This window comes from Paenibacillus sp. RC21 (assembly GCF_044907935.1).
In the GTDB taxonomy this organism is placed as follows: Bacteria; Bacillota; Bacilli; order Paenibacillales; family Paenibacillaceae; genus Paenibacillus; species Paenibacillus terrae_A.
This window is the reverse complement of record NZ_JBIYCS010000004.1, coordinates 401662-417955: the sequence shown is the minus strand read 5'-3', so window position 1 is coordinate 417955 and position 16294 is coordinate 401662. Positions and strand designations below refer to the sequence as shown.

The 16294-nt window shown below is 48.0% G+C and carries 12 protein-coding genes; 8 read left to right on the top strand and 4 right to left on the bottom strand.

Annotated elements, in window-relative coordinates:
* Positions 1-12 precede the first annotated feature (12 nt).
* From ABIA61_RS15465 to ABIA61_RS15440, 6 genes are all read left to right on the top strand, one after another.
* Positions 13-1644, top strand: coding sequence for a response regulator (locus ABIA61_RS15465; protein WP_404580969.1), 1632 nt, complete (start codon positions 13-15; stop codon positions 1642-1644).
* On the top strand, positions 1641-3404 hold the full coding sequence (locus ABIA61_RS15460; protein WP_283653779.1) for a sensor histidine kinase: 1764 nt from the start codon (positions 1641-1643) through the stop codon (positions 3402-3404). Before ABIA61_RS15465 ends, ABIA61_RS15460 begins: the two co-directional genes overlap by 4 nt.
* 179 nt (positions 3405-3583) lie before the next feature.
* Positions 3584-5251 (top strand): ABC transporter substrate-binding protein, encoded by a 1668-nt coding sequence (locus tag ABIA61_RS15455; RefSeq protein WP_404520461.1) that lies wholly within the window; start codon positions 3584-3586, stop codon positions 5249-5251.
* A gap of 14 nt (positions 5252-5265) precedes the next feature.
* Positions 5266-6240 carry an ABC transporter permease gene (locus ABIA61_RS15450; protein WP_283653777.1) on the top strand — a complete coding sequence of 325 codons (975 nt, stop codon included), beginning with the start codon at positions 5266-5268 and terminating at the stop codon, positions 6238-6240.
* A 512-nt stretch (positions 6241-6752) separates the two neighbouring features.
* Positions 6753-7676: a carbohydrate ABC transporter permease gene (locus ABIA61_RS15445; RefSeq protein WP_283653776.1), complete on the top strand. Its 924-nt coding sequence runs from the start codon at positions 6753-6755 to the stop codon at positions 7674-7676.
* Between the two features lie 53 nt (positions 7677-7729).
* On the top strand, positions 7730-9877 hold the full coding sequence (locus ABIA61_RS15440) for an endo-1,4-beta-xylanase (RefSeq protein ID WP_283658044.1): 2148 nt from the start codon (positions 7730-7732) through the stop codon (positions 9875-9877).
* A 117-nt stretch (positions 9878-9994) separates the two neighbouring features.
* On the opposite strand, the gene hxlB is transcribed toward ABIA61_RS15440, so the two are convergent.
* The gene (hxlB, locus tag ABIA61_RS15435) at positions 9995-10552 is read right to left on the bottom strand and encodes a 6-phospho-3-hexuloisomerase (protein WP_283653774.1); all 558 of its coding nucleotides are present in this window, start codon (positions 10550-10552) and stop codon (positions 9995-9997) included.
* Positions 10553-10557: 5 nt separating this feature from the next.
* Positions 10558-11193, bottom strand: a complete 636-nt coding sequence (hxlA, locus tag ABIA61_RS15430) for a 3-hexulose-6-phosphate synthase (protein WP_044644275.1) — start codon at positions 11191-11193, stop codon at positions 10558-10560.
* 432 nt (positions 11194-11625) lie between these two features.
* Between hxlA and ABIA61_RS15425 the strand changes: the two genes are divergently transcribed.
* Positions 11626-12501, top strand: a complete 876-nt coding sequence (locus tag ABIA61_RS15425) for a DNA-binding protein (protein ID WP_404520457.1) — start codon at positions 11626-11628, stop codon at positions 12499-12501.
* Positions 12502-12720: 219 nt separating this feature from the next.
* Here the strand turns inward: ABIA61_RS15425 and ABIA61_RS15420 are convergent, their stop codons facing one another.
* Both ABIA61_RS15420 and pepT read right to left on the bottom strand, forming a co-directional pair.
* Positions 12721-13557 carry a methyl-accepting chemotaxis protein gene (locus ABIA61_RS15420; protein WP_404520456.1) on the bottom strand — a complete coding sequence of 279 codons (837 nt, stop codon included), beginning with the start codon at positions 13555-13557 and terminating at the stop codon, positions 12721-12723.
* A gap of 198 nt (positions 13558-13755) precedes the next feature.
* Positions 13756-14991 carry a peptidase T gene (gene pepT / locus ABIA61_RS15415; RefSeq protein WP_404520455.1) on the bottom strand — a complete coding sequence of 412 codons (1236 nt, stop codon included), beginning with the start codon at positions 14989-14991 and terminating at the stop codon, positions 13756-13758.
* A gap of 177 nt (positions 14992-15168) precedes the next feature.
* On the opposite strand from pepT, the gene ABIA61_RS15410 reads away from it, so the two are divergent.
* Complete coding sequence (locus tag ABIA61_RS15410; RefSeq protein WP_404520454.1) at positions 15169-16233, top strand: LacI family DNA-binding transcriptional regulator; 1065 nt, start codon at positions 15169-15171, stop codon at positions 16231-16233.
* Positions 16234-16294 lie beyond the last annotated feature (61 nt).

Genomic DNA, 16294 nt, shown 5'->3' with positions numbered 1-16294 from the left:
AGGAAGTAGGTTATGCAACTGCATCGAGCCATTGTAGTGGATGATGAAATATTCACTCGCAAAGGACTGCTTCAACTCATGGATTGGGAAGCCTGCGGCTTTGAGGTCGTTGGGGAGGCGGATAACGGTGAGGATGCACTTGAACTGATCGGCAGCGTCCATCCTGATCTGGTCATCACCGATATTCGTATGCCTGTGCTGGACGGATTGGAGCTGATCCGTTGTGTACTCGGACGGGGGGCGGATCATCCTGCGTTTATTATCTTGAGCGGCTACAGCGATTTTGCTTATGCACAGCAGGCACTTCGTTACGGGGTTCACGATTTTATGCTCAAGCCGATTGATGAGAAGGACTTTTCGGCTACATTGCGCAGGCTGAGTAAAAGGCTGCATCATGAGCAGCAGAATGCACAGCTCTATCAGAGTCGCCGTACAGGTGAGCTGTTGGAGACACTGATGATGAATGGGGAAGATGACGTCGTGGTGACGGCTTGGGAACAGCAGCTACGTCTTGGAGAAGCTGCACATATGTACTATGTGCTCGTCGAGCTGAATGATCAACATCCGTGGCGTCCCGATGGCAACGCTGTTCCGCTGTCGCTTTTCCAATTCAGAGAGCTTGTAGAGCAGGCACTTTATCGTTTGATTGACGGTAAGTATCCTCTCTATGTCCATGAGCACCGTAATCGGATTGGCATCATAGTGCCGGACTTCTTTTTGAAGTGCTTTGAATCCAGGGCAGACGCTTTTATGAAAGCGCTACAACGAGAATTGGAGGAGCTGGAGTTACTGAAAAATCAGATGGGGAACCGGGTCTTTATATACGTGGGAAGCCCTGTTCAACGATTGCAAGATATCCATCGGTCCTATGAACGTGCCAAGGAAGCGGCGCTCCATAAATACATTCATGACCGCAGCGGCATTGTCCTGTATCAGGAGGAGGGAATGCCAACGCTCCACTATAGGACGATCCATCAGGATGTACTGGATTGCTTGACGGAGCAGATAGAGGAGATACGGTTGGAGGAGCTATATTCGACCGTAGATCATCTGTTTTGCAGCTTTCGTGAGCAACATTACGCCCCGGAGGGTGTGAAAATGAACTTGCATCAATGCGTAATCAGCATCGTGCGGGTCATTCAAAATATGCAGGGCGATGAACGCTCGCTTCTGTCCTTAGAACCGATGATGGGCTGGCAGGATATGAACCTGTCGCTGGGTGAATTACAGCGGCTATTTACAGCTTTTGCCGAGGAAAGCAGTCGAATGATTGGGGTGTTGCGCAAGGAGCGTCAACAGGGAGGAATTCAGCACATCCGCACCTACATTGAGCAGCATGCGGCAGAGAATATTAACCTGAAAAGTATAGCAGCCCGCTTTTACATGAATCCGGTCTACCTGGGCCAATTGTTCAGAAAAACGTACGGGGTGTACTTTAACGAATTCCTGCTGCAATTGCGGGTTCAGGAGGCTAAACGGTTGCTTCGTCAGACCGATTTGCGCATTTATGAAATTGCCGAGCGTGTGGGCTTTGGTAGCCCGGATTATTTTGTCACCCAATTTGAGAAATTGGTGCAGGCCAAGCCAAGCGAATACCGCAGTAGCCTGAATACCCGTGTGGAGCCGCAAAGGGGCAGCGAATGAGTATGCTGCGCTCAACCCTTGACCATGTCCGCCTGCGGGATAAAATGCTGCTGCTGTATTTTTTCTGTGTATTTGCGCCAGTGGTGCTGACCAATCTGATTTTTTACCACGTCACCTCGCAAAATGTGAAGGAACAGCGTATGCAGGATATTTCCCGTGCGCTGGAGCAGATCAAAATTGAGTTTTACCGTGAGTTTGAAGATGCGATGGAGATCTCGTCTATCTTTTATACCGATCATCAGCTAAACGAACTATTGGAGCAAACATACCCCCATCCTGCTGAATATATTGCCGCCTATGATTCTTATTTACGTCGTATGTTAAACAATACTTACAGTCCTGTATACCATTCTGTGGGTGGAATGACGATCTACACAGATAATCCGACTCTACTGGATTCCGGGGGAATCAGCTTTATAGATGAGCGGGTTAAAAGCTTGTCCTGGTATGCCAAAATCCCGCCCGGACGGCAGTCCAAGCCTATATTTGTACGTACTGACGACGGTACGGGCGAACAACTGCACCCCTTTAGCCTGATTCGGCGGATGAACTATTTTTATTCCCAAAATGGCCGCGAGAAAATACTGAAAATAGAGCTGCGAATGTCGTCCATTCAAGAGATTTTCCATAATCTGAATTTGCGGGGCAGTCTCTTTCTGCTCAACGAACGGGGGGAAATCGAATATACGACCGATTCCAGGATTGATATCAATCATAAGGTCGTGGCCTATAGCACCCTCCAGCAGTCCAAGGACACTATAGAGTTCAAGACAAATTATGTGCTGACGAGTAATCTCAATGGCTGGAGCATTGTGACTGCGGTGTCGGGCGATGAAGTGCTGTATGAAATGGAGAAATCCCGCAATTTTGTGCTGCTGTTAACCTGCATGAATATGCTGCTGCCTACCTTGATCATCATCTGGATTACACGTTCGCTGAACGTGCGCATTCATCGTATTCTGAAGCATATGAAAAAGGTGAAAAATCAGCATTTTGAACTGATCCCCGGTACAGAATCGCGAGATGAAATTGGGCAGTTAACAGGTGAATTTAATCGGATGACACTGAAAATAAAGCGACTGATTAACGATGTCTATGTGGCGGATATTCAGCGAAAAAATTTGGAGATTCTACGCAGGCATGCCCAGTTGAATGCACTTCACAGCCAGATTAACCCTCATTTTCTGTTCAATGCGCTGGAGACGATACGTATGCGAAGCCTGATGAAGCATGAAGACGAGACAGCCCGCATTATCCATAACATGGCACGAATTTTCCGCAATTCGTTGGTGTGGAACAAGGACAGGGTCACGCTGCGGGAGGAACTGGAACTCATTCGTTGTTTTTTGGAAATCCAGCAATATCGATTTGGGGATCGGATACAGTACGAAGTGCAGGCGAGCCCCGAGGACCTGGACTATCTGCTTCCCAAAATGGTTGTGCTTACGCTGGTTGAAAATGCAAGCATTCATGGCATTGAGCCGCTGAAGCATGGGGGGCGCATCGAGATTCATTTTGAGCACAGGGAGGAGCGGCTGATGCTAACGGTACGAGATGATGGAGTTGGCATGTCTGTGGAACAGGTACAACGGCTGTACGGTTACATGCACAGACAGGAGGAAATGGGCGAGCGTATCGGTCTGCAGAATGTCATCTATCGTCTGAAGCTTTACTACGGAAGCCGCTTTGAGCTTGATATTTGCAGCGCACCCGGCGAGGGGACAGAGATTCGTATTTTGATTCCGGCAGATGTGAAATGAGGCCTGCTTCCTTTAGTTTCCTAAGTAACACCTTTAGATTGGTGGGTGAACGAAATTCACGGCATTTTATAAAATGAAAGTGCTTACAATTTAGAGTGTGCGGAATTTCCAGTGCTTGAGGTATGTCCGTACAATGTTCACACACAACCGACAAAAGAGGCTGAAAGGGGAAGTCTGACATGACAAGCAAAAGGTTCGGGATCATCAGTCTAGTTATGGTCATGATGGCATCTATGATCGCTGCCTGCTCAGGAAGCTCGGGCAAGGAGCCTGCGCCGGGAGATAGCAAGGAAAAGGTGACCTTTACGTATTTTAACGCTAACTCGGGCAAGGACATGAACACGAATGAGACGCGGATCGGCAAAATATTGGAGGATCAGACGGGGGTAAACTGGAAGCTGGAGCATTTGGTGGGGGATGCCAACACGAAGATCGGTACGTTCATTGCCAGTAATGATTACCCGGACGCACTTGTACCTGAGGGCACGATTGATAAGCTGCTGGATGCCGGAGCTTTCATTCCCCTCAATGACCTGATTGACAGATATGGACCGAATATCAAGCGCGTATACGGACCTTATTACAACCTGATGAAGGCGGAGGACGGGAACATTTATTTTTTGCCGCTCAGTGCGGTGATAGGCGATTATTTGCCCGCGCCCAATATTGAGCAGGGAGCTTTTTGGGTGCAACGCAGGGTGTTGAAAGAAGCGGGATATCCAAAAATTAAAACGTTCGACGAATATGTGGTTCTGATTCGCAACTATGCGAAAAAGCATGCAGGCGAAGGATTGACCGGATACTTGGCGTTAACAACGCAGGATAAATTTTTTGCTTTTACGAACGCGCCGATGCATCTGGCAGGCTATCCAAACGATGGCGGCACGATTATTGATATGCAATCGCACCAGGCCACGGATTACGGAGATGAGGACATCACTAAACGGTATCTGAAAGAGCTGAATCAGCTCAACACAGAGAGCCTGTTCGATAAATCGTCCTTTGTGGACAATTACGATCAATATTTGGCGAAGCTGACTTCGGGCAAGGTGCTTGGCTTCTTCGATTATCGCTGGCAGGCGGGGCAGGCGTTGAGTAATCTTCAGGAAGCTTCCAAGCAATCAGGTAATGACGATCTGGAATATGTGGCTTTGCCCGTTGTGTACGATCAAAATATTAAGGATCAGTATCTTGATCCTCCATCATTCATTAATAACCGGGGCATTGGAATTACGGTTAGCGCCAAGGACCCGGTGCGTATGATCCAATTTTTTGACAACCTGCTGACAGATGAAAATCAGGTGTTATCCAACTGGGGAATCAAGGGCGAGACCTATGAGGTAGATGAAAAGGGACGCTTTTATCGTACTGAGAAGCAGATTACTGAGACTGGTAAGGATGCGTTCCGCGAGACATTCGGGTTCAAATATTTTGAATACAATTGGCCGCGATATGGCAACGGTTCTTCCCTGCCTGATGGTAACTCGGTTGGCCCGGGGCGGCAGCCTGAGGTTGCGCGTATGTCCTACACGGAGGGAGATAAAAAGCTGCTAAAAGCCTATGGTGTAGAGTCCTTCTCGCAAATGTTTTCTGCCCCAGACAAGCGCCCATGGTATCCGGCTTGGAGTATCCCGATTGCCCAAGGCTCACCTGCGCAGCTCTTCCAGCAAAAGAAGGGCGACCTGCAACGCAAATATTTCCCACGTTTAGTGCTGTCTGCACCGGGGCAGTTTGAGGCGATTTGGAATGAGTACACTACTGAATTCATCAAGCTGGATGTGAAGGAGTATGAGGAGCTGATTACGAAGGAGGTTGCCAAAAAAATCGAAACTGCTGGTAAAAAATAAAGGAGGAAGCAGCTATGGGCAACACGGCACCTGTCACGACCTCACAGAGCCATTTGCCGCCCTCACGGCGAACTGGCTTTAGCGGATTTATGCACAAGCTGAACCAGCAGCGGGCACTGGTATGGATGTCCATCCCTTTTTTAATCTGGTTGTTTATTTTCAAATATTTGCCTATCTGGGGCTGGACGATTGCTTTTCAGGATTTTAAGCCTGCCCGTAAGCTGCTCGATCAGCAGTGGGTTGGGTTGAAGCATTTCCGTTTTCTGTTTCAGGATGAACACTTTCTGCGGGTGATGCGCAATACGCTGGCGATGAGCTTCATTAATCTGGTGCTGGGCTTTGTAACTGCTATAATATTGGCAATTTTGCTGAATGAGCTTCGTCAGATCGTATTCAAGCGAGTGGTGCAGACGGTCAGCTACTTGCCGCATTTTATTTCGTGGGTCGTCGCGGCGAGCATTATCAGTACGGCGCTGTCTGCGGATGGCGGCATTGTCAATGAGGTGCTGATGTGGCTGGGGCTGATCAAGGAGCCTATCCTGTGGCTGGGCGAGGGAAGCTATTTCTGGGGCATTCTCGGTGCATCGGAAGTATGGAAAAATGTCGGCTGGAACACCATCATTTATTTGGCCGCGATGACGATGATTGATCCGTCACAGTATGAGGCGGCTGAGATGGACGGAGCCGGGCGTTTTCAGCGGATTTGGCATGTGACCTTGCCAGGATTAAAGCCTGTGTTCATCATCCTGCTCATTATGAACATCGGCAACCTGCTGGAATCGGGCTTTGAGCCGCAATATTTATTGGGTAACGGCATGAACGTGGATTACTCGGAAAATCTGGATATTTTTGTACTGAAATATGGTATTCAGATGGGTAACTTCTCGCTTTCGATTGCTGCCGGGATGTTTAAAACAGTAGTCAGCTTTATTTTACTATTTAGCGCCAATCATATTGCGAAGCGGTTAGGGGAGGAGAGGTTGTTCTGAGAAAAGAGTGAGTTATGGGGAGGGTGTATCGTCGCTTCGCGTGCAGATTGTTCTTCCGACCGCTGCCGCTTCTTCAGAACAATTCTGCCCGCTCCGCTGCTACCCGCCATAAAGTCACTTTTTTTAAGAACTGAGAGTGGTGGCAGGGGAGAACTTGAGGGAAGGCGCGTGCTCGCGCTCCCTTGGGTAACTGCGTCATGATGGATGGCTCAGCTTCGCTATCGCTTGTTTTTAGGACTGAGCTAGTGGTGGTGATAACAGAAGGTGCGTGTTCATGCATATTACAGGTGCAGGTCAGTGGATTTTTAACAGGCCGCTTCGCGGACCTTACCAAGGCCTTATGGACGAACTGAATTACAACTTCTAATAGAGATAATAATCCCCAATAATCCACTCAAATTGCCACACATCTAACTACTCATATAACCGTTCCAAATAACAGTACCAACAGCTCCAATAACAATTAATCGAACTAGAGTGCTTAAGCTATTTTTTAGAAAGGAGAGGGAGTTATGGGCAAAGGAAAAGCGTTGCATGGGCGGTTTCGGGCGCCATCGGATCGGATGTTTGATGCGTGCAATATTGTATTTATGCTATGTCTGATGGTGTTCACGCTGTATCCATTTTTGAATACGCTGGCGGTTTCGCTGAATGAAGCGAATGATTCGATTCGGGGTGGTATTTATTTGTGGCCGCGTGAATTTACGTGGAGTAATTACGAATTTATATTCAAGGAAGCGACGATTTTTCATGCCACGTTAATTTCTGTGCTGCGTACGGTGACGGGTACGGTGACCTCGGTGTTTTGTTGTGCGATGGTGGCGTATACGATCAGTCGGCCGGAGTATGTGCTGCGCAAATTTGTCTCGATTGCTTTTATTTTGACGATGTATTTTAACGGTGGATTGATTCCAAACTTTCTCCTGATTCGTGAGCTGGGGATGCTTGGAAGCTTCTGGGTGTATATCGTGCCTGGGCTGATCGGGGTGTTCAATGTGATTGTGATTCGCTCCTTTATTGAAGGCTTACCGGAAGGGATTTTGGAGTCGGCGCGTATAGATGGGGCGGGCGAATTTGCGACTTTTATGCGTATCGTTTTGCCGCTGTGTGTCCCGGTGCTGGCAACGGTGTCGCTGTTCACGGCGGTGGCGCAATGGAACTCCTGGTTCGATGTATTTTTGTACAATTCGTCGTATGAGCAGTGGAGCACCCTCCAGTATGAGCTGATGAAAATATTGCAAAATTCCAACACGTCCGTGAACGCTCAGGATTATGCCAGCCAATTCGCAGGCTCGGAAAATCTGGCGAAGTCGGTCACTCCTACTTCCATTCGTGCCACGATGACGATTGTGGCGTCTGTGCCTATTATTTTAGTTTACCCTTTTTTGCAAAAATATTTTGTGAAGGGTATGACTTTGGGTGGTGTCAAGGGATAAGCAAGGACCGGAAATGTGTGAAACTCACTTTCTTATATTTTGAAAATATGGGCATGGGAGGGATTGTGTTGAGGTCATTTTTGTACAAATCTTTTGGTCTGGTGCTGGTCGGGGTGCTGTTATTGCCAGTGGGGTGGTGGGGCCCGTCTGTAGCGGAGGCGACCCCAACTGTGGAACATTCCCCGCCAGTTGCGGATACGGTTCTGCCGACTGGAAGTGTGAATAAGACCATCGGGACGTATGGATTTGAGCAAGGCAACGGTGAGGGCTGGAAGCCTCGAGGGACTTATACCCAAATCGCATCCGTCTCAGAAGCTGCATATGGCAGCGTACACAGCCTGAAGGTAACCGCTCGCACGGAGGTTTGGAACGGTGCGGAGTTGGCTGTGAAGTCGCTGTTGCAGCCGGGTGTGGAATATGAGATTAGCGGCTATGTGAAGCTGGACGGCAATTCTACGACGCCGAGCTTGATTAAGTTTACGATGGAGCAGCAGCCGACAGGCGGGGCTACGACATGGAAAACGATTGCGCAGAAGGAGACGATGGATACATCGTGGGTCAAACTTCAAGGAACATATACGTTCACCGGGGGGATGGATGCATTGAAGCTGTATGTGGAAAGCTCGAATCCCGCGCAGGCCTATTATCTGGATGAGGTGGAAATCAGGCAGGTATCAGAAACGCCAACGGAGCCGACAAGTGGTATCGTATCCGGTTTCGAAGATGGTACGGCTCAAGGCTGGGTATCCCGTATGGGTACCGAGACGGTGCAGGTGTCGAATGTCGATGCACGAACCGGATCGTACAGTCTGTTGACGACAGGCAGACAACAAACATATGCCGGGCCAAAGCTGGACGTGACTGCTACGGTGCAAAAAGGCAGCCGTTACATGGTCAGCGCTTGGGTAAAGCTGGCACCGAGCGAGCAGCAGCCTGCCAAGGTGCGGCTCAGCGTGCAGCGCGATCATCAAGGTGAAAGTACGTATGAAACTGTGGTAGGCAACACGGCTATCACAACTGGGGGATGGACGCATTTGTCCGGAACGTATACTCTCGCGCATGAGGCAGATACCGTCTCTATGTATTTTGAAACGGCAGAAGGTAAGGCTTCCTTTTACATGGATGATTTCGAGCTGTCGCTTGTGCCGCCGCTGGCTATTGAGAAGGACATTCCCTCTTTGCATGGATTGTATCAGGGACAGTTCAGCCTCGGTACGGCTATTGAAGCTTTCCAGACAGAAGGGGCTTACGGGGAACTGGTGCAGAAGCATTTTAACAGCGTCGCCGCCGGAAATGCGATGAAGCCGATCTCCTTGCAGCCGTCCGAAGGACAGTTCCATTGGGAAGAAGCAGACCGGATTGTGCAATTTGCACAGCAGCATGGGATTGCTATCCGTTTCCATACACTGGTGTGGCATAACCAGACCGGGGACTGGATGTTTAAGGATAAGAATGGACAGCCGATGACACCGACCGCGGAAAATAAAAAGCTTTTGCTGGATCGGCTGGAGACGCATATTCGTGCTGTTGCAGCCCGTTATAAAAATGCAATCACCGACTGGGATGTGGTGAATGAAGTCATTGATCCCGACCAGCCGGACGGTATGCGCCGCAGCAAGTGGTATCAGATTACCGGCACGGATTATATTGACAAAGCATTCCGTGTCACGAGGGAAGCGGCAGGTCCGAACGCCCGACTGTTCATTAACGATTACAACACGCATGAACCGAAGAAACGGGATTTTCTATACAATTTAGTGCGTGATTTGCTCGCTAAAGGTGTACCGATCGATGGCGTAGGTCACCAATCACATATCCGACTGGAGTTTCCTGCTGTTGGCGAGATTGAGCAGTCCATTGAAAAGTTTGCTTCGCTCGGCCTGGATAATCAGATTACGGAGCTGGATATGGGCCTGTATTCTAATGATACAGATCGCTACGAAACGATACCTGAAGCCATGCTGATCCGGCAGGCTTACCGCTATCGGGCGTTGTTCGATATGTTTTCAAGGCAGCAGGAGCATATCAGTAATGTGACGATTTGGGGTACGGATGATGGAAATACGTGGCTCAGTATGTTCCCGATTGCCCGGCTGGATAAGCCGCTGCTGTTCGACGAACGGTTAAAGGCCAAATATGCCTATTGGGCGCTTGTTGACCCGTCCAAAGTACCACCCTTGCCTGCGGGGAGAAACGAATAGCAGCATAGTAAAGCGATGGACCTTCCGACTTTATAGCGCAGAAAAACAGGCCGTCTTCGTATGTTCATGTGACATGTAAAAGACGGCCTGCCTGGTTATCGTAAAAGTATAGCGACTCTACTCCAGATTGGCGTGTTGACCAAACATAGATTCAGAAGTCAGCTTGCGTAGCTCCATCGTTTTGAGCACCAATGCATCGCCATACAGCAGCAAGGTTTGCTCAAATAGTGAACCCATGGGCTGAATGGTTTGGTAATCCTTGTTGGATGGGTCCTTGGGTGCGCCTGGAAGCTTGACGATAATATCAGCCAGCTTGCCAATGGTCGATCCAGGGGAAGTGGTCAGAAGTGCCAGAGAAGCCCCCAGCTTTTTCGCCTTTTCTGCCATCGAGGTCAGACTTTTGGTTTCACCAGAGCCTGAACCGATAATCAGCAAGTCGCCTTCGCCCAAGCCGGGAGTTACCGTTTCCCCGACCACATAAGCCTGAACACCCATATGCATCAGCCGCATCGCCAGCGAACGGATCATGAACCCGGAACGGCCTGCGCCTGCGACAAACACCTTATTCGCTGAGGCAATGGACTGGATCAGTTGCTCTGATTCCTCATCACTGACTAGCTGTGGAACCCATTGCAGCTCCTTGAGCACCTCGGATAAATATTGAGAGGTTTCCATTGGAATTAACCTTGTTTAATGAGCTGCTGCATTTGGGAAGCAACGGCTTTTTTGTCGTCCTCGCCAGTGATCCCGCCGCCCACAATAACCAGATCCGGTTGAGCCTTAACTACCTCAGCCAGTGTGCTCAGCTTAATGCCGCCAGCAACCGCTGTTTTGGAGTTTTTCACGACTTTTTTAACCGTTTGCAGTGCTTCGAACGGGCTTTGTCCTTCAGCTTGCAGATCGTAGCCTGTATGCACGCAGATGTAGTCTACGCCGAGAGCGTCGATTTCTTTCGCGCGTTGCTCCAGGTTTTTAACACCGATCATGTCCACCAGGATTTTTTTGCCGCCTTGTTTTTTCGCTTCTTCTACCGCACCTTTGATCGTTGCATCTTCAGCTACAGCCAGAATCGTAACGATATCTGCGCCAGCTTCGGAAGCTTTCATCACTTCGTAACCGCCTGCATCCATAACTTTCAGGTCAGCCAGCACTTTCAGATTCGGGAATGCTTCTTTCATTGCTTTTACCGCATGAAGTCCTTCATTAATGACAATCGGCGTACCGATTTCTACGATATCAATATACGATTCTACTTCTTTTACCAATGCAATGCCTTGCGGGATATCTACTAAGTCTAAAGCCAATTGAAGTTCCATGTTATTAACTTCACTCCTTTAGTGAATTTGTATTGGATGAACAGGTACATGCTCTGTTGAGTGCTGTGAATACTTTGGTTTCATGCACAGGTTTGATTGTAAGCCCCCGGTATCCGATTGAAAAGTACGCACTATTTCGTAACGTAGTTACCCTGACGATACTATGACTTCTTTTTGACCTCCTTTGGAGGGCCTGATTCACATCTTTGTTATGGATTATTTCTATAGCAGGATTCATTTATTCATCGGCTATAAACCATACATGACTATGTTAGGTTGCAAAAGAAACTGCATATCTATGATTGAATTGACTTCAAGTTAGCTTTTGTCTATATTTGTAATATACTGGTATGCTAGAGGAATGACAACGCGGATGCTCCTGATGAGAATACATGGGTAAACGTCATTTTCAGGATAGGGAGGCGGGTTTTAGTGGAAGAGGTCCTGAATCAAAGGGAAGCTATTTATTTGTTGTCGGACAGCCACGAACTCGACAAGGCTTGTGAGTTGTTTAGAATCAGCTACACACATAACGATTGGGATGAAGCGAACAAGGTTGCAGACTATCTGCATGCTTTGGCTGAAAGCCTGTATCACATCCAACTGAGAAATGCTGCGGACGGCAAGCACGAGATATTGAATACCAAACATCCATTGGTATTTTATTATGCATACAGTTATTTGGCTAAATCTATTTATTTTCAGAATAAGGGTAAGTATCAAGAAGCCAGAGAATATATTATGAAGTACGGCGAAATGGGTTGGTTTATGGGGCTGGATGAGAGCGGCCATGAAGAAGTGGAAAGATTTCGTTTTCTCGCCAAGGCCAACCTGTACACGATTGAATTGCTTTCGGGAAAACGGGAGCTTCTGACCGAATATGTTCAATTTCTTCACGCCAATGATGAGGAACTGCTTCCAGGATTGGTCGGTATTGCCGAAGCAGCTAATTTGAATAATTGGAATATTGACGATCTGCTGAATGATTTTGCCCACGATATTGAGATATTTGAAGGTTATGAAGATAGAGGAAACCGCGTATATTATTTAAAGCTGGTTAACCAATTAGCCATTTATTATTTCAAACAGGAGCAGTACACGGTTGCGTTAAATTATGTCCTTGCTTCTCTGCAATTCTCTGTTAGTGTAGAAGCAGATGCCGATTTCAGGACACTGGTCGCTCTGTTTGAGGCTTATCGAGATTTGGCAACATCGTCACAGCAAGAGCAATATCAAACCATTTTATTAAGGGGGCTTCATAATGAAAAAGGCTTTAATCTCGGTAACTATGGTCTTGGTGTTTCTTAGTATTGTGATTCCGGCGGGAACTGTACTGGGTGAGCTAGACCCCGTGAATCCTGCCAATCATGGGGTGTTCTCTGTTACTGTTTAAACTTGATTGGATTGATAAGTCCCAGCAGGGATTTTGTAAATAAAGGGAGCGTACTTTAACGCATGTGAAATGATGCGATAAGTGGCTCCCTTTTTCATGTCAGGATTTTGCAAACTCCTCATGTGTAAACTATGTTATTTTACGATATAGGAAGTCAAGTTCTTCGCCAGATGCTGCATCGTTTCACTCGCTTGTTGCATACGCTCCATTATTTCGGTAAAAGAGTTTACGAGCGTCGCTTGCTCCTGCGAAGAAGCAACAATTTGCTCAATTTCCTCTTCCATCTGACGAACGGAGTTTTGTACATCCTTGAGAGCCGCTTCAATGTCAACTGTCGCTTTTTTGGATTCTACCGAGAGTTTACGCACTTCTTGAGCGACGATACCAAAGCCTGCTCCTGCTTCTCCGACACGTGCCGCTTCAATGGCAGCATTTAATCCAAGCAGGTTGGTTTGGTCGGAGATTTCTTTGATGAATACAGCGACCTGATTGATTTTACCCGAGTTTTGTACGGCAATTTGGGTATTCTTCAAAATCTGCTCACTGGTAGCCTGTAGCTCCTCGGAATGCGCTGCTACATGCTGCACCATGTCAATGAGATGCTCGGTGATGGAAAGGTTCTCAGTGACGATTTGATCCAACTGATTCTTGTTAGTCAAATTATAGGAAGCAGCAAATGCTGCAACGACCTCGCCATTTTCGTCAAACACAGGAATACTGACCATATCAAGAGGATACCCCAGCAGTTCAGCAGGAACGTGGGTCAGGCTGGGCTCACGCCCATTTTTAAGCATGGAAAAATTTTGGTAGCCCTTGAGCAGCTCTGAGCCGACTTCAAAGCCGAGCTCCATCCCCTCCGACTCGCTATAAGCCAGTACATGAGTACGGTCAAAGAGGCAAAGGGTTACCTTCTCACGCATAATCTGTTGTATGTAGGGAATGGATGCAATTAATGCATCTACTGTATTCAAATATATTACCTACCTTTCTTTACTAAATATATATTTTATAGTTATGTATTCATTATCGGTCTTTAGAGTGATAAAAGTTATAAATGTAATGAAAAATTCAACGGGTATGAGAGTTTCAGAAAAAAGGCACACCGCTTCCAGTCAGGAAACGATATGCCTTTTCGTTTTATAATGATGCAAAAGCTTCTTGTATTCGGATCACTCGCCGCGCTGTTCGAATAATTGTACGATTTCGACAATGACCTTGGTTGCAAGCACCATGTTGTCCACAGAGACATACTCGAATTTGCCGTGGTAGTTCTCCCCACCTGTAAAAATATTCGGTGTAGGCAGTCCCATATAGGACAGCTGTGAACCATCTGTACCGCCGCGAATCGGCTTGATGATCGGATCAATGCCCAGCTTTGTCATCGCTTCATGGGCAACATCCACGATGTGCTTGACGGGCTCGATTTTCTCCTTCATGTTGTAATACTGATCTCTCAGCTCCAGAACGATACGGTTTTCTCCATATGCGGCTTGCAGCTCTTTCACCACGTTCGTTAAGTAAGCCTTCCGGTTTTCAAAGCTTTCACGATCAAAATCACGGATGATATAGTACAGTTTGGCTTGTTCTACCGTACCCTCAAATTCCAGCAAATGATAAAAGCCATCGTATCCGTCCGTGTATTCCGGAGCTTCATTCGCCGGCAATCGTCCGTTCAGCTCCATGGCAATTTTGACGGCGTTAATCATTTTGTTTTTGGCTGTACCAGGATGGACATTAACGCCATGAATAGTAATATGGGCGGCTGCGGCGTTGAAGCTTTCATATTCCAGTTCTCCAAGCGGTCCACCATCCACTGTATACGCATATTCAGCACCAAAAGCAGCTACATCAAACCGTTCCGGTCCTCTTCCAATCTCCTCGTCCGGTGTAAATGCGACGCGAATCTTGCCGTGCTGGATCTTCGGGTGATCCAGCAGATAATGTATGGCTGTCATAATTTCTGCGATCCCGGCTTTGTTATCTGCACCAAGCAATGTGGTACCGTCCGTTGTGATCAGGGTGTGACCTTTATATTGAGGCAGCTCGGGAAACTCGCGCGGAGAGAGTGTCACACCCAGCGACGTATTCAGCGTAATGTCGCCCCCATCATAGTTTTCAATCAATTGAGGCTTTACCCCTGCGCCAGTCATTTCGGTAGCGGTATCGAGATGGGCCAAAAAGCCGATAACCGGAACTTCTTTATCCGTATTGGAAGGAAGGGTTGCCATGACATAACCGTTGTCGTCCATAGTTATGTCCGCCATACCAATGGCTTTCAGTTCGTTGACCAGCAGGTTGCCCAGTGTGAGCTGTCCGGGCGTGGTTGGGCAAGTATTGCTGCTTTCATCGGCTTGGGTATCTACCTGAACATAAGTGGTCAGGCGTTCAATCAGTTCCTGTTTCATACGTATATCCTCCTTGGTGTCATTTCTGATATGAACCATATTTTATCATGATTGGACTTGTTATATGAAAAATTTGGCTTAACCTTCTAAAACGACAGCTTGTGTTGTACAGAGACGACGAGTAAGATAACAGTAAAAGAACGTAAAAATGGAGTAAAACCATCAAAGGAGTATGCAATGCCTACGTTAAAAGATATTGCTCAGGAGGCGGAAGTTTCCATATCAACAGTCTCTCGGGTATTGAATTATGATGAAACATTGTCAGTGTCAGAGGAAACGCGGCGTAAAATTTTTGAAGTTGCCGAACGGATGAAATATACGACTGTTAAACGTAAAAATGGCGGTATCGGGCGTCAGCCTCGTAAAAAGGCCGAGGGGCCGATCCGGCTCGGTATGGTTCATTGGTTTAGCGCGTATCAGGAACTGGAGGACCCGTATTATCTGTCCATCCGATTCGGCGTGGAAAAGGAATGCCGCCAGAGCGGAGCGCAATTGGAGCGCATTTTTCGGCGGGAAGACCTGTCCGCACTAAAGACACTGTCCGAAGAGCTGCACGGGCTGATCGTTCTCGGGCACTTTAGCAGCAAGGAAGTGGAGCGTATGCTGGAGCTTCCTGTTCCTTGTGTTTTTCTGGATCACCCGGTAGAGCGTACGGGGGCGGACTATGTCGTCATTGACCTCGCTCGTGCTGCGGCGGACGCGCTGGATTATTTGATGGACGCGGGCCATCGCCACATCGGTTATGTGGGCATGGGTAAGGATGAGCAGGCCCATGATTCCGATCAGGCGGAGATGGATGCCCGCTATGAGACCTTTTTGCGGTATAAAGGGCAGCATGGGCTATGCACGTCGAACGACGTTCATGTGTGCGGCGGAACGGCGGCAGACGGCTTTCGTGCGATGGAAGCGGCCATTCTGGCGGGGCCAGGGAACCTGCCTACAGCCTTCTTTGTTGCGAGCGATTCGGTGGCGATTGGCGTATTAAAGGCGCTGGAGCAGCACCAAATTGCTGTCCCTGAACGTATTTCAATCGTCGGCTTCAATGATATTCCGACAGCGGAATATTTGACACCGTCGCTGACGACGGTCAAGACGTATACCGAATTGATGGGAGAAACGGGCGTTCAGCTCTTGCTGCATACGGTGCGCAACGGTCCAAATGAGGTCGGTCGCAAGGTCACCATTCCGACCGAGCTGATGATTCGTAACAGCAGTGCGTCGCCGTTTACGGCTTCGATATAGAAATGTGCTCCATTGTGTATTTCATGATCTTCACAGCTCCGGATGCCGGGGCTGTTTTTTT

Excerpts from the sequence above, each read along its gene's own strand:
- ABIA61_RS15465 (WP_404580969.1), top strand. The coding sequence starts at position 13 with ATGCAACTGCATCGAGCCATTGTAGTGGATGATGAAATATTCACTCGC.
- ABIA61_RS15460 (WP_283653779.1), top strand. The coding sequence starts at position 1,641 with ATGAGTATGCTGCGCTCAACCCTTGACCATGTCCGCCTGCGGGATAAA.
- ABIA61_RS15455 (WP_404520461.1), top strand. The coding sequence starts at position 3,584 with ATGACAAGCAAAAGGTTCGGGATCATCAGTCTAGTTATGGTCATGATG.
- ABIA61_RS15450 (WP_283653777.1), top strand. The coding sequence starts at position 5,266 with ATGGGCAACACGGCACCTGTCACGACCTCACAGAGCCATTTGCCGCCC.
- ABIA61_RS15445 (WP_283653776.1), top strand. The coding sequence starts at position 6,753 with ATGGGCAAAGGAAAAGCGTTGCATGGGCGGTTTCGGGCGCCATCGGAT.
- ABIA61_RS15440 (WP_283658044.1), top strand. The coding sequence starts at position 7,730 with ATGGGAGGGATTGTGTTGAGGTCATTTTTGTACAAATCTTTTGGTCTG.
- hxlB (WP_283653774.1), bottom strand. The coding sequence starts at position 10,552 with ATGGAAACCTCTCAATATTTATCCGAGGTGCTCAAGGAGCTGCAATGG.
- hxlA (WP_044644275.1), bottom strand. The coding sequence starts at position 11,193 with ATGGAACTTCAATTGGCTTTAGACTTAGTAGATATCCCGCAAGGCATT.
- pepT (WP_404520455.1), bottom strand. The coding sequence starts at position 14,991 with ATGAAACAGGAACTGATTGAACGCCTGACCACTTATGTTCAGGTAGAT.
- ABIA61_RS15410 (WP_404520454.1), top strand. The coding sequence starts at position 15,169 with ATGCCTACGTTAAAAGATATTGCTCAGGAGGCGGAAGTTTCCATATCA.